The organism is Pseudomonas sp. DSP3-2-3 (genome assembly GCF_049898225.1).
Classification (GTDB): Bacteria; Pseudomonadota; Gammaproteobacteria; order Pseudomonadales; family Pseudomonadaceae; genus Aquipseudomonas.
Genome location: NZ_JAFCXH010000005.1, coordinates 163883 through 177466 on the forward strand (window position 1 = coordinate 163883; position 13584 = coordinate 177466).

The window sequence follows — 13584 nt, forward strand, 5'->3', positions numbered from 1 at the left end:
ATTTGCAGGAGCTTCGAAAATGGTTAACCGTCTACCTGGCAAATCCCTTCTTGCTTTACTGGCTGTGAGTCTCATCAGCCCGTTGGCCCATGCGGCCGATGCACCAACGCTCAATACCGGCAGCACCGCCTGGATGATCACCGCCGCTGTGCTGGTGTTGTTCATGTGTCTGCCTGGTCTTGCCTTGTTTTATGGCGGTCTGGTGCGGGCCAAGAACATGCTGTCGTTGTTCACCCAGTGTTTCGGCGTGGCCGGTCTGGTGGGCGTGTTGTGGGTGATTTATGGCTACAGCATGGTCGTGGACACCACCAACATGCTTGAAGGTGAGGTGAGCTTCAACAGTTTTGTCGGCGGGTTGAGTCGGGCGTTCTTGTCCGGCATGACGGCCGAGAGCCTGGTGGGCGATATTCCTGAAGGTGTGTACGTGACCTTCCAGATGACCTTCGCGATCATTACCCCTGCGCTGATAGCCGGTGCCTTCGCCGAGCGGATGAAATTCTCCGCCGCGCTGCTGTTTATGGCTTTGTGGTTCACCCTGGTCTACGCGCCGGTCGCGCATATGGTCTGGGGCGGCGCGGGCGCGTTGATGCACAACTGGGGCGTGCTGGATTTCGCCGGTGGCACGGCGGTACATATCAACGCAGGCGTTGCGGCATTGGCGGCGTGTCTGATCCTCGGCAAGCGCAAGGGTTATCAGAACACGCCGATGCCAGCGCACAACCTGAGCCTGACCATGGTTGGCGCAGCGATGCTCTGGGTCGGCTGGTTTGGGTTCAATATCGGCTCGGGCGGCGGTCTGAGTGGCTTGTCAGGGATTGTCATGCTCAACACGCAACTGGGTGCCTGCGCCGGGATTCTGGGCTGGATGTTCACCGAGTGGTTCAAGGTCGGCAAGCCGAGTGCGTTGGGTCTGGCCAGCGGCGCGTTGGCCGGTCTGGTGGGGATTACACCCGCATGTGCTTACGTCGGTGTCGGCGGCGCGCTTGCGATTGGCCTGCTCTGCGGGGTGTTCTGCTACCTGAGCGTGACCGTCCTCAAGCAGCGTTTCGGTTATGACGACAGCCTCGACGTGTTCGGGCTACACGGCATCGGCGGCATGATTGGCGCGGTGCTGACTGGCGTGTTCTGCGTGCCGGCGTTGGGCGGTCTGGTCGACGGCGTGACCATGGGCAGCCAGGTCGTGGCGCAAATCAAAGGCGTGTTGATGACGACGGTGTATTGCTTCGTGGTCAGCTGGATCATCCTCAAAGTGGTCAACGCGATCGTCGGCCTGCGCGCTCATGAGTCGGTGGAAGAGATGGGGCTGGACCTGGCCGAGCATAATGAGCGGGCCTACAACCATTGAACAAATAGCCGCTGAAGCAAAGTGAATAAAAAACGCCAGGCATCAGCCTGGCGTTTTGTTTTGCGTTTGAGGTCAACTAAACGCTGGCACCACGTGCTCGATAAACAGCTTCAGAGACTTTTTCTTCTCGGCATGGGGCAGGCTGTTGTCGCACCAGAAGCTGAATTCGTCGACGCCCAGTTCCTGGTAGTACTTGATGCGGGCGATGATTTGTTCCGGGGTGCCGATCATGGTGTTCTTGCGGATGTTCTCCAGCTCGAACTCCGGACGTTCCTTGAACTTTTCTTCCGGGCTTGGTGCGAGGAAGCCGTTGACCGGCGTCTGTTTGTTGCCGAACCAGGCATCGAAGGTGCGATAGAACTTCGAGATCGCCGTTGCGCCGACCTTCCAGCCTTCGGGATCATCGACTGCGTGCACGTGGGTGTGGCGCAACACCATAAGCTGCGGGCGCGGGACATCCGGATTGTTGGCCAGAGCCGCTTCGAATTTGTTCTTCAGATCGACGACTTCTTCGTCGCCCTTCATCAACGGCGTGACCATGACATTGCAGCCATTGGCGACGGCAAAGTTGTGGGAATCCGGGTCGCGAGCGGCGATCCACATCGGCGGCGTCTTGATCGGTTTTGGCACGCTGGTGGAGGTGGGGAATTTCCAGATATCGCCGTCATGGGCATAGTCGCCTTGCCACAGCGCGCGCACCACCGGGACCATTTCCCGTAGCGCCTGGCCACCGGAAGAAGCAGGCATGCCGCCCGCCATGCGGTCGAATTCCACTTGATAGGCGCCACGCGCCAGACCGACTTCCATACGGCCATTGCTGATCACATCCAGCAGGGCACATTCGCCCGCCACCCGCAGCGGGTGCCAGAACGGCGCGATGATGGTGCCGGCGCCGAGATGGATCCTGGTGGTTTTTGCCGCCAGATACGCCAGCAAGGGCATCGGGCTTGGGGAAATGGTGTATTCCATGGCGTGGTGTTCGCCGATCCACACGGTGCTGAAGTCCCCGGCTTCGGCCATGAGCGTCAGCTCGGTCAGGTCTTCAAACAGCTGCCGATGGCTGACTTGCTCATCCCAGCGTTCCATGTGCACGAACAACGAAAATTTCATGACGCTTCCCCTCGAATTTTTTGTTTTGCGAATGAATAAGCCGCCTTCGGGATTGCCCGGGCTGCGCTGGCTCAAACCAGAGCGGGCAACGCGCCCATCTTGCCTCGGCAATACACCATCGGGCTGTTTGGGAGCTCCGGTACGATCAGGTTTTTCACCGCGCCGACCATGATTGCGTGGTCGCCGCCTTCATATTCGCGCCACAGTTCGCACTCGATGATGGCCGTGGCATTGGCGAGCAACGGGTTGCCCAGTTCACTCAGGGTCCATTGGATGCCGGCGGCCTTGTCCTTGCCCTTGCGCGCGAAGGCATAGGCTTCGCTTTGCTGGGTGCCGGACAGGAAATGGATTGCGAAGCGCTTGTTCTTGATCAGGGTCGGATACGAGTCCGAGCTGTAATTGGGGCAGAACAGCACCAGCGGCGGATCCATGGACAACGAACTGAAGGCGCTGGCGGTCAGGCCGACCACTTCGCCTTGGTCATTGAGTGTGGTAATCACCGTCACGCCGGACGGGAACGAGCCCATGACATTCTTGTAGGCATTTGCGTCGATCATGTTCGTTTCCTCTGCGTGCGGGTCTTGGCTGCATTCTGGTAATGAGTAACGTGTTTGTTGGTTTATGGTATACCGTAATACCGGTGTTGCAAGTGCTTTTTACGCGACGTTTGGTTTGCTGAAAACGACGATGCCCTCCAATGGAGGGCATCGCCGACACACCAAGGGTCAGTGGGCGCCAGCAACCTTGTTCAAATCGCTTTCGGCCCATTCGGTATATACGCAGGCATCACCAGCGGCCCAGCGCACGCGAACCTTGTCGCCCGGTTTCATCGGCATGCCGGTGGCGGACAGCGCCTTGACGGTCATCGCCGTGCCGCTGGCGGTGACCACCGAGCAGGTCTGGCTTTCGCCCAGGAACAGCACTTCGGTGACGCTGGCGGTGACTTCGTTCCAGCCACTCAGCAAGGGTTCGCTGGCGGCCTGTTCGAGGCTCAACGCCTGGGCTTTTTCCGGGCGGATCATCAGCAATACATCCTGACCGGTTTGCAGGTTGGCGGTCAGCCGAATCGACAATGGCTGGCCTTCGAAACTACCGGCCGCATTGCCCTGGGCCTTGAGCTTGAGGAAGTTGGAGTTGCCCAGGAACGAGGCGACGAAGGCATTTGGCGGGTTCTGATACAAATCATAGCCGGTGCCCAGACCGACGATCTTGCCGTGGCTGAAGATCGCAATGCGCTGGGACAGACGCATGGCTTCTTCCTGGTCGTGGGTCACGTAGACAATGGTGATGCCCAGTCTGCGGTGCAGCTGACGCAGTTCGTCCTGCAATTCTTCGCGCAGTTTCTTGTCCAGCGCGCCGAGGGGTTCATCCATCAACAGAATGCGCGGCTCGTAAACCAGCGCCCGGGCAATGGCCACGCGCTGCTGCTGGCCACCGGAAAGCTGTGAAGGGCGACGATGGGCGAACTGTTCGAGCTGGACCAGCTTGAGCATCGCGTCCACGCGTTTTTCCCGTTCGGCGCTGGCCATTTTGCGAATCGCCAGCGGGAAGGCGATGTTGTCGCGCACGGACAGATGCGGGAACAGCGAGTAGCGCTGGAACACCATGCCGATGTCGCGCTTGTGGGGCGGCACGTTGACCAGTGACTTGCCGCTGACCAGAATCTCCCCGGAGCTGGGCGTTTCGAACCCGGCCAGCATCGACAGCGTGGTGCTTTTGCCCGAGCCGCTGGAGCCCAGGAAGGTGAGGAATTCACCGTCCTGAATATCCAGCGAGATGTTGTCCACGGCAGCAAAATCGCCGTAATGCTTGTTCAGGTTGCACAGGCTGACCAGGGTTTTCTGATCCTGCTGGCCGGCTTCTTTTATCACCGCACTCATGACGTACTCCTCGCTTCGTTGCGTCGACGCAGCGTCGCTGCGATCACCATGACCATGACTGACAGACCGATAAGCAGCGTCGAGGCGACGGCGATCACGGGGGTCAGGTCCTGACGCAGGGTGGTCCACATTTTGACAGGTAGGGTTTGCAGATTCGGGCTGGCCATCATCACGCTGAGGACCACTTCATCCCACGAGACCAGAAACGCGAACAGGGCACCGGCGACCATGCCGGGACGGATGCCGGGGAAAGTCACTTTGACGATGGCCTGGATGCGCGATGCGCCGCAGATCACCGCAGCGTCTTCGATGGACTGATCGAACAGCTTCAGCGAGTTGATGATCGAGATGATGGTAAAGGGCAGGGCGACGATCACGTGGCTGACCACGAATGAAAACAGCGTGCCGGTGTAACCCAGCTTGAGGAACAGCGCGTAGACCGCCACCGCGATGATTACCAGCGGCACGATCATCGGCAGGGTAAAGATGCCGTACAGCAGATCGCGACCCGGAAAACGCCCACGCACCAGGGCAAAGGCGGTTGGCAGGCCGAGGGCGACGGCGCAGATGGTGGTCAGCACCGCGACTTTCAGGCTGGCGAACGCGGCGGCCATCCATTCCGGGTTGGAGAAGAATTGCTGATACCACTTTAGCGTCCAGCCCGGCGGTGGAAATACCAGCCACTGCGACGAACCGAACGACAGCAGCACGATAAACACGATGGGCAGGATCAGGAACAGCGCGATCAGGGCCGTGGTCAGGTACAGCCCGAAGCGCAATCCCGGGCTCATGGCATTGGGAGTCAGGAGCATGTCGGCTTACCTCGCGTTGCTGGCGCCGACCGGGGATTCCGGCTGGAGCTTCAGGTAGAAGTAAAACAGCACCAGGGTGATCACGATCAGCAGTGCCGCAGCGGCGCTGGCCAGACCCCAGTTGAGGAACGATTGCACCTGCTGCACGATGAACTCCGGCAGCATCATGTCCTGCGCGCCACCGAGCAATGCCGGGGTCACGTAATAACCAAGAGACATGACGAAGACCATCAACCCGCCGGAAAACAGCCCTGGCCGACACAGCGGCAAAAACACCTTGAAGAAGTTGGTCCAGGGACTCGCGCCGCAGATCGACCCGGCCTGCAATACCATCGGATCAATCGCCTGCATGGTTGCCTGCAACGGCAGCACGATGAACGGAATCATGATGTAACTCATGCCGATCACCACGCCGGTCAGGTTGTGCACCATTTCCAGCGGCTGATCGATCAGACCCATGGCCATCAGCGCTTTGTTGATCACCCCGGAAGCCTGCAGCAGCACCAGCCAGGAATAGGTGCGCGCCAACAGGCTGGTCCACATCGACAGCAGCACGATGTTCAACATCCAGCGGCCCCAGCCGCGTGGCACCAGCGTGATTGCCCAGGCCAGCGGGAAACCCAGCAGCAGGCTAAACAGCGTGACCAGTCCGGCCACCGAAAAGGTATTGAACAACACGCGGGAATAGGCGGAGTTGGCGAACAGTTGTTCGTAGTTGCCCAGGCCGGGTGTCGGCTCCAGCACGCCGCGCAGCAACAGCCCGATCAGCGGCGCGAAGAAGAACAGACCCAGAAAAATCAAGGCCGGGAGCAGATTGCGGCTGCCGCGCCAGCGCTGCGACAAGGAAGCGGACTGCTTCGTTGTCACCGCCTGGCTCGGTACCGCGCCGGCGGTGCTGGACGCACCACCGGCCGGGTTGGATTGACGGGCCGTGACGGCCGTCATTTTTATTTGACCAGCCATTCGTTCCACCGTGTCGCGATGGCCGAACCGTTCTTGGCCCAGTACGCGAAGTCGAGAGTGATTTGGTCCTTGGCGTACGCCGTTGGCAGGTTAGGTGCCAGTGTCGAATCGAGACGCTGCACGCTGTCCAGGTTCACCGGAGCATAGGCGGTCAGGTTGGAGAAGTCGGCCTGGCCCTTGGCAGCGGTGGCCTCGGCGATGAACTTCATGGCTGCGTCCTTGTTCTTGGCGCCTTTTGGCACCACCAGGAAGTCCGACATGACCAGGTTCTGCTTCCAGCTCACGCCCACTGGCGCGCCATCCTGCTGCACCGCGAAGACTCGGCCATTCCAGAACTGGCCCATGGAAACTTCACCGGAAGCCAGCAACTGCTGGGATTGTGCGCCGCCGCCCCACCAGACGATGTCTTTCTTGATGGTGTCGAGTTTCTTGAAGGCGCGATCCAGATCCAGCGGGTAAAGCTTGTCGGCGGCTACGCCATCGGCCAGCAGCGCCAGTTCCAGTACGCCAGGGCTTGGCCATTTGTACAGCGCGCGTTTGCCAGGGAAGGTTTTGGTGTCGAACAGGGCCGCCCAGTCTTCAGGCTTGTTTTTGCCGGTCTTGCCTTCGTTGTAGCCGAGCACGAAGGAGAAGAAGAACGAACCCACGCCGCTTTCGGAGACGAAGCGCGGGTCAAGGCGATCCTTCTTGATGACGTTGAAGTCCAGTGGTTCCAGCAACCCTTCGCTGGCGGCGCGCAGGGCGAAGTCAGCTTCGACGTCCACTACGTCCCACTGCACGTTACCGCTTTCAACCATCGCCTTGAGTTTGCCGTAGTCGGTCGGCCCGTCCTGCACCACCGCAATGCCGCTGGATTTGCTGAAAGGCGCCGCCCAGGCCTGCTTCTGGGCGTCCTGCGTCGAACCGCCCCAACTGACGAAGTTCAGGCTCTCGGCCGCCATCGCTGCGGCGCCTGATACGGACAACACACTCGCCGCCAGGACTGCAATTGCACGTTTACTCAACACCATTTTGTACGCCCTCATTTGTTGTGTTTTGAGCGGGCTGTTGTTGCCCGCTTATCGGGAGCAGTAGGTCCATTGGGCCTTTGTACGGGCGACCGTGTCAGGGGCTGTTGTTTGTGCTGTCTCCTGTGCTGGAGCGCGCCTGACTGTTATTTCGGTCTACGGAATATCATATTATGGTATTCCAAACTTTCTGCAAGGGTTTAGGCGTCAAAGATCACTGAATTTATGCTCCGTGAATGCCTTTAGACCCTTTGTATATTGGGAAAAACGCCCTTGTGGCACGGCTTTCAGCGCGTTGTCGGCGGCTTGAAAAACAGCCTGTAAAACAGAAAAATTCCCGAAAAAAACAGGTTTTTAGCGATTTTCATCCCGGGAAAGGCAGGGTCTCCACCACTTCCAGATCGAAGCCAGTCAAGCCTGCGTATTTCAGCGGGGCGCCCATGTGACGCAGTTTGCCGACGCCAACGTCTTGCAGGATTTGCGCCCCGGTGCCGACCTCCGAGTAAATCCGCGATTGCGAACGGCTGAACTGCCGGGGTGGCTGGGTCAATTGCGGGATACGTTCGAGCAGCGCCTGGGATGACTCGTGATTGGCCAGCACCACGACCACGCCAGTGCCGACCTCTGCGACCTTTTGCAGCGCAGCCCAGAGCGTCCAGTTGCTGGGGCCGGTGTATTCGGCACCCACCAGATCCCGCAACGGATCGATGACGTGTACTCGCACCAGCGTGGGCTGGTCGCGTTTGATATCGCCCATGACCATTGCCATATGGACGCCACCTTCGATGCGGTCCTCGTAACTGATCAGACGGAAGGTGCCGTGTACCGTCGGCAATTCCCGTTCGCCGATGCGCACAACCGTGTGTTCGGTGCTCAAGCGGTAGTGAATCAGGTCGGCGATGGTGCCGATCTTGATGCCGTGTCGGGCGGCGAAGGTTTCCAGATCCGGGCGTCGGGCCATGGTGCCGTCGTCGTTCATGACCTCGACGATTACCGAAGCGGGCGTGAAACCGGCCAGCCGCGCCAGGTCACAACCGGCTTCGGTATGCCCGGCGCGGGTCAGCACGCCACCTTCCCGGGCGCGCAACGGGAAGATATGCCCCGGTTGCACCAGATCGTCGGCGCAGGCACCGCTGGCCACCGCAGCGGCGACCGTCCGGGCCCGGTCGGCAGCGGAAATACCGGTGCTAACGCCGCTGGCCGCTTCGATGGACACCGTAAAAGCCGTGGCGAACACGCTGCCATTGCTGGGCACCATTTGTTCCAGGCCCAGACGCTGGCAATGCTCGTCGGTCAGGGTCAGGCAAATCAGGCCACGCGCCTCGCGAGCCATGAAGCTGATCGCCTGGGCATCGCAACAGTCCGCCGCGAGCAGCAGATCGCCTTCGTTCTCCCGGTCTTCGTCATCCACCAGCAGGACCATCTTGCCCTGACGGTAATCCTCTATGATTTCTTCGATTCGGTTGAAGGGCATGGCTGGCTCCGGCTGTCGTGTTGCTGTTTATTTGTGGTATACCATAAGACAGATAAATCATAAGCGACAGATATTTTTCAAGGGCGGAGGTGAAGATGAAGGCTTATTGGATTGCGCAGGTGGACGTGAACGATCCGGAGCAATATTGCGGCTATACCCAGCGCGCCCCGGCCGCGTTCCAGCTGTATGGCGGCAGGTTTCTGGCCAGAGGAGGGCGTAGCGAGGCCGTGGAAGGTAAGGCAACGCCGCAGCGCACCGTGGTGATCGAATTCGATTCGTATGAACAGGCGCTGGCCTGTTACCGCTCGGCGGAGTATCAGGATGCGCTGAGCTATCGCCAGGGCGCGTCGACGGCCGAGATTGTGATTGTGGAAGGGGTTTGAGAGGCGGCTCTTGTGGGAGCGAGCTTGCTCGCGAAGCTGTTAAATAAAGCTGAGAAAATGGGTCGGCCGAACTTGCCCCTTCGCGAGCAAGCTCGCTCCCACCAGGTTCACTCAGTGGCCGCGCAGTTCAGCGAATGAAATGCACCTTGCCCGTATCGTCATTACCCACGTAAATCCCGTATGAGCCGGTCTGGCGTTCTTCGATGTAGCGCTCGAGGATCTGCCGGATGGCCGGGTAATAGATGCTGTCCCACGGAATGTCTTCCGGGGCGAAGAAGCGGCAGGCGAGGGTTTCCGGGCCGAACTGGCCGGTGATCTCAAGAGCGAGGGCGCGGAATACGATGTACACCTCGCTGATGCGCGGCACGCTGAAGATCGAGTAGGGCGAAACGATTTCGGCGCGGACCCCGGTTTCTTCCCAGACTTCACGCAGTGCGGCCTGTTCGGTGGTTTCGCCGCTTTCCATGAAACCTGCCGGCAGCGTCCAGGTGCCGGGACGCGGCGGTATGGCGCGCTGACACAGAAGATACTTGCCGTCCTGCTCGATGATGCAGCCGGCAATGATCTTCGGATTGACGTAATGAACGTACGCGCAACTGCCGCAGATCAATCGCGAGTGTGTGTCACCCGCTGGAATGCGCTGAGCGAGGTCAGCGCCACCACACTGCGGACAGAAGCGCGGGGCGGTCATTTCAGCGGCCTATGCGCGGTTCTTTGAGGGCCACCGGCTCGACGATTTCCCGAACCTTGCTGCCATCGTTCTGCTTGAGCTTGAGGTAATCCAGCGCCACTTTGGCGGCGCTGCGCACGTGATCCACCGACGCCTGGTGCGCGGCCAGCGGATCACCGCTCTTGATCGCTGCGACGATGCGTTCCATCTCTGCGTTACTGGCGCTGCGGCGGTTTTCCTGGGACACGGAGGTCGCCCGCAGGTAACTGATACGTGCCTGCAACTGGCGCAATTGAGTGGCGGCGACATGGTTGCCCGAACCTTCGAGCAGCACGTCGTAGAAGCTCTGTACCGAGTCGATGACCTGTTGCAGTTCACCTTCGTTGAGCGCCTTGCGGTTTTCTTCGAGGGCTTTTTCCAGCGCCCGGATATTCTTGGCCTTGGCGCGCAGGGTAAACAACTGCACGATCAGGCCTTCGAGCACACAGCGCAGCTCGTAGATATCGCAGGCATCTTCCAGAGTGATGATTGCCACCCGCGGCCCTTTGGCGTCGGCGAACTCCACCAGGCCCTCGGATTCCAGATGGCGCAGCGCTTCGCGGACCGAAGTGCGACTTACGCCCAGGCGCTCGCACAGATCGCGCTCCACCAGGCGGTCGCCGGGCAGCAGCTGGAAATTCATGATGGCGCTACGCAGCTTGTCGAGCACGATTTCGCGCAGGGTAATAGGGTTGCGATTGACCTTGAAGCTGTCGTCGAGTGGAAGGCGTTTCATGGAGTCCCGCTCTGATTGTGACTGTCATGGGTGAAGCGAAAAGAGCCTTTATGCTCTGCAAGTCTGGTGCATGGCCATGAATCGGAAAAACTCCCGATGGCACAGGCAAAAAACAGCGCCGAGTTTATCACGCGGGCCTGCGCAAGCGACACGCTGACTGCAACCGAGCCGGACTTCACTGCGCGATCGATGCCCGTCAGACCAGGACCGGCAGCGGACCCAGCTTGCCCCGGTGATAAATCATCGGCGTGGCCGGGGTTTCCGGCAGGATCAGATTGCGCACCGCACCGACGATGATCGCGTGATCGCCGCCATCGTATTCGCGCCACAGCTCGCATTCGATGATCGCCGTGGCCTTGCCCAGCAGTGGATTGCCCAGTTCGCTCAAATGCCATTCGATGCCCTTGGCCTTTTCCTTGCCCTTGCTGGCGAACGCATAGGCTTCGGCGGTCTGGTCGGCGGACAGCAGGTGAATGGCGAACTGTTTGCTGTCGCGCAGGATCGGGTAAGTGTCCGATGCGTAGTTGGGGCAGAACAGGACCAGCGCCGGCTCGATGGACAGGGCACTGAACGCGCTGGCGGTGATACCGACGATCCCGCCCTCGGCATCCAGGGTGGTGACCACCGTGACGCCGGACGGAAACGAGCCCATGACTTCTTTGTAAATACCAGGTTCGATCATTTCGGGGCCTCATTAATCAAATGCACTATTTGGTTGATCTGAGTTGAGATGCTGTTTGTGGGAGCGAGCTTGCTCGCGAAGGTTGTTACTACCGGAAGATCTGTTGGACCTGAGCGTTGTCTTCGCAAGCAAGCTTGCTCCCACAGACCCACAGTTCCCTTTAGTGATTTCAACGCATCACAAACGGATCCGGCATTGGCTCTGCCGACAGGTTGATCCACACCGTTTTCAGCTCGGTATAGGCCAGCACCGAATCGATGCCGCTTTCGCGCCCGTAGCCGCTGTTCTTGAAGCCGCCGATAGGGGCCATGGCGGACACTGCGCGATAGGTATTGACCCAGATGATTCCGGAGCGAACATCCCGGGCCAGGCGATGGGCGCGGCCCAGGTCACGGGTCCAGATGCCTGCGGCAAGGCCGAATTGCGAGTCATTGGCGATGGCCAGGGCCTCTGCTTCGTCCTTGAAACGAATCACCGAAGCCACCGGGCCGAACACTTCTTCCTGCATGATCTTCATCGAGTTGCGGTCGCACTCGAACAGCGTCGGTTCGTAGTACCAGCCTTCAGTGTCCATTTGCGGTCGTTTGCCGCCAGTGCGCAGGCGCGCACCTTCGGCCAGCGCATCGGCAACCAGGCCTTCGACCACCGCCAGTTGTTGCCCGGTGGCCATTGGTCCCATCTCGCTGGCGTCTTCCTGAGGATTGCCAATGCGGATGCGTTTGGCGCGCGCCACCAGGCGATCAACGAACTCGTCATAGATTTCGTCTTGCACCAACAATCGCGAGCCGGATACGCAGCTCTGCCCGGACGCGGCGTAGATCCCGGCAATCGCGCCATTGATGGCGCTGTCCAGATCGGCGTCGGCGAAGATAATGTTTGGCGATTTACCGCCCAGTTCCAACGACAATTTGGCGAAGTTTTCGGCGCTACTGCGCACCACATGCCGGGCAGTGGCCGCGCCGCCAGTAAAGGCGATCTTGCGCACCAGCGGGTGACGGGTCAGGGCCGCGCCGGTACTTGGGCCATAACCGGTCACGACGTTGACCACACCCGGAGGGAATCCTGCCTCAAGGGCCAGGCGCGCCAGTTCCAGCACGGTGGCCGATGCATGCTCCGAAGGCTTGAGGACAATGGTGTTGCCAGCGGCCAGCGCTGGCGCGAGTTTGATGGCGGTCAGATAAAGCGGGCTGTTCCAGGGAATGATCCCGGCCACCACGCCCATGGGTTCGTGCACCGTGTAGGCAAACAGGTCGGGCTTGTCCAGCGGCAGGGTGCCGCCTTCGAGCTTGTCCGCCAGGCCTGCGGTGTAATGAAAGAATTCGGGCAGATAGCTGACCTGGCCGCGGGTCTCGCGAATCAGCTTGCCGTTATCGCGGCTTTCGAGCTGAGCCAGCTGTTCCTTGTTTTCGGCGATCAGGTCACCGAGCCGGCGCAGCAACTTGCCCCGCGCCGTGGCGGTCAGTTTGCGCCAGACCGGGTTGTCGAACGCCCGCTGCGCGGCCTGCACGGCACGGTCCACATCGGCTTCGTCGGCGTCGGGCAACTCGGCCCAGGGTTGGGCCAGCGCCGGGTTGAGGCTCTGGAATGTCTTGCCGGAGAGGGCGTCGACCCATTGCCCATCAATACACATCTGAAAGCGCGCGAGCGTCATGCAACGATCCCCTTTGCCTGATTGTTTACGTCAGCCTTGGTCAGAAACTCCAGCAATACCTGGTTGACCAGACGCGGCGACTCCACCGGCATCATATGCCTCTGTTCGGGGAGTATCGCCACTTGCGCCCCCGGAATATGCGAGGCCAGTTGCCGCGCCATTTCCGGGGTGGAGCCGGGATCCAGTTCGCCGGTGGCGATCAGGGTCGGCACTTGAATACGATTCAGGTCATCGGCGCGGTACATGTCCTGGGTAGCGAACAAGGTGTATGTCGTCAGATAGCCTTGCGGATCGTTATCTGCCAATACCTGGCGGATGGCCGCGATCTGCGCCGGGTTGGCCGCCTGATATTCACGGCTGAACCAGCGCGATAAAGCTTCGGCCGCGTTGGCGTCCGGCCCGTACTCGGCGGCCTGGCTGGTACGGGCAATGACGCTGGCACGTTGCTCGGCAGAGCGGTTGAACACGCTGTTGAGAATCACCATGCCGGACATGCGCTGCGGAAAGTGCAAGGCAAAAGCCCGGGCGACCAGCCCGCCCATGGAGAAACCGATGACTGTGGCTTGCGCCAGGCCCAGATGCTCGAGCAATTCTTCCAGCTGTTCGGCATAACCGCGCAATTGCGTGTCGGCTGCCGGGCGCGGACTGGCGCCATGGCCGAGCATGTCGTAGGCGATGACCTGATAGTGCGGAGCCAGACCTACGACCTGGCCGCCCCACATCTCTTTGTTCAAACCAACGCCATGGATCAACACCACGGGATGGCCTTGGCCGGTCGCCAGGTAACTGGTGCCGGCGGGGGTGCGTTCAGCGGTGAGCCGAATCATGGATC

General features: G+C 60.2%; 14 protein-coding genes. 2 read left to right on the forward strand and 12 right to left on the reverse strand.

What is annotated here, in order from left to right:
• Nucleotides 1–19: 19 nt before the first annotated feature.
• Nucleotides 20–1345, forward strand: coding sequence for an ammonium transporter (locus ACP7E4_RS08090; protein WP_426115067.1), 1326 nt, complete (start codon nucleotides 20–22; stop codon nucleotides 1343–1345).
• Between the two features lie 72 nt (nucleotides 1346–1417).
• On the opposite strand, the gene ACP7E4_RS08095 is transcribed toward ACP7E4_RS08090, so the two are convergent.
• The 7 genes from ACP7E4_RS08095 to ribBA all read right to left on the reverse strand — a co-directional run bounded on the left by ACP7E4_RS08095 (nucleotide 1418) and on the right by ribBA (nucleotide 8591).
• Complete coding sequence (locus ACP7E4_RS08095; RefSeq protein ID WP_426115065.1) at nucleotides 1418–2455, reverse strand: LLM class flavin-dependent oxidoreductase; 1038 nt, start codon at nucleotides 2453–2455, stop codon at nucleotides 1418–1420.
• A 71-nt stretch (nucleotides 2456–2526) separates the two neighbouring features.
• On the reverse strand, nucleotides 2527–3012 hold the full coding sequence (locus ACP7E4_RS08100) for a flavin reductase family protein (protein WP_426115063.1): 486 nt from the start codon (nucleotides 3010–3012) through the stop codon (nucleotides 2527–2529).
• A 168-nt stretch (nucleotides 3013–3180) separates the two neighbouring features.
• Nucleotides 3181–4335 carry an ABC transporter ATP-binding protein gene (locus ACP7E4_RS08105; RefSeq protein WP_426115061.1) on the reverse strand — a complete coding sequence of 385 codons (1155 nt, stop codon included), beginning with the start codon at nucleotides 4333–4335 and terminating at the stop codon, nucleotides 3181–3183.
• A complete protein-coding gene (locus tag ACP7E4_RS08110) occupies nucleotides 4332–5147 on the reverse strand; it encodes an ABC transporter permease (RefSeq protein ID WP_331149442.1) in 816 nt (271 codons plus the stop codon). Before ACP7E4_RS08110 ends, ACP7E4_RS08105 begins: the two co-directional genes overlap by 4 nt.
• A 6-nt stretch (nucleotides 5148–5153) precedes the next feature.
• Entirely contained in the window at nucleotides 5154–6110 is a 957-nt protein-coding gene (locus ACP7E4_RS08115; protein ID WP_426115057.1) for an ABC transporter permease, read from the reverse strand.
• Complete coding sequence (locus ACP7E4_RS08120; RefSeq protein ID WP_426115054.1) at nucleotides 6095–7120, reverse strand: ABC transporter substrate-binding protein; 1026 nt, start codon at nucleotides 7118–7120, stop codon at nucleotides 6095–6097. The genes ACP7E4_RS08115 and ACP7E4_RS08120 overlap by 16 nt, the downstream gene beginning before the upstream one ends.
• 361 nt (nucleotides 7121–7481) lie before the next feature.
• Nucleotides 7482–8591 carry a bifunctional 3,4-dihydroxy-2-butanone-4-phosphate synthase/GTP cyclohydrolase II gene (gene ribBA / locus ACP7E4_RS08125; protein WP_426115051.1) on the reverse strand — a complete coding sequence of 370 codons (1110 nt, stop codon included), beginning with the start codon at nucleotides 8589–8591 and terminating at the stop codon, nucleotides 7482–7484.
• 95 nt (nucleotides 8592–8686) lie between these two features.
• Here ribBA and ACP7E4_RS08130 point away from each other — a divergent pair, with 95 nt between their 5' ends.
• Nucleotides 8687–8974, forward strand: a complete 288-nt coding sequence (locus ACP7E4_RS08130; protein ID WP_426115048.1) for a DUF1330 domain-containing protein — start codon at nucleotides 8687–8689, stop codon at nucleotides 8972–8974.
• 127 nt (nucleotides 8975–9101) lie between these two features.
• Here the strand turns inward: ACP7E4_RS08130 and ACP7E4_RS08135 are convergent, their stop codons facing one another.
• The 5 genes from ACP7E4_RS08135 to ACP7E4_RS08155 form a co-directional block, all read right to left on the reverse strand.
• Nucleotides 9102–9665 carry an NUDIX hydrolase gene (locus tag ACP7E4_RS08135; protein WP_426115046.1) on the reverse strand — a complete coding sequence of 188 codons (564 nt, stop codon included), beginning with the start codon at nucleotides 9663–9665 and terminating at the stop codon, nucleotides 9102–9104.
• A gap of 1 nt (nucleotide 9666) precedes the next feature.
• On the reverse strand, nucleotides 9667–10419 hold the full coding sequence (locus ACP7E4_RS08140) for a GntR family transcriptional regulator (protein ID WP_426115044.1): 753 nt from the start codon (nucleotides 10417–10419) through the stop codon (nucleotides 9667–9669).
• Between the two features lie 196 nt (nucleotides 10420–10615).
• Complete coding sequence (locus tag ACP7E4_RS08145) at nucleotides 10616–11101, reverse strand: flavin reductase family protein (RefSeq protein WP_426115042.1); 486 nt, start codon at nucleotides 11099–11101, stop codon at nucleotides 10616–10618.
• 169 nt (nucleotides 11102–11270) lie between these two features.
• A complete protein-coding gene (locus tag ACP7E4_RS08150) occupies nucleotides 11271–12752 on the reverse strand; it encodes an aldehyde dehydrogenase (RefSeq protein WP_426115040.1) in 1482 nt (493 codons plus the stop codon).
• Complete coding sequence (locus tag ACP7E4_RS08155; protein ID WP_426115038.1) at nucleotides 12749–13579, reverse strand: alpha/beta fold hydrolase; 831 nt, start codon at nucleotides 13577–13579, stop codon at nucleotides 12749–12751. The genes ACP7E4_RS08150 and ACP7E4_RS08155 overlap by 4 nt, the downstream gene beginning before the upstream one ends.
• Between the last annotated feature and the right edge of the window lie 5 nt (nucleotides 13580–13584).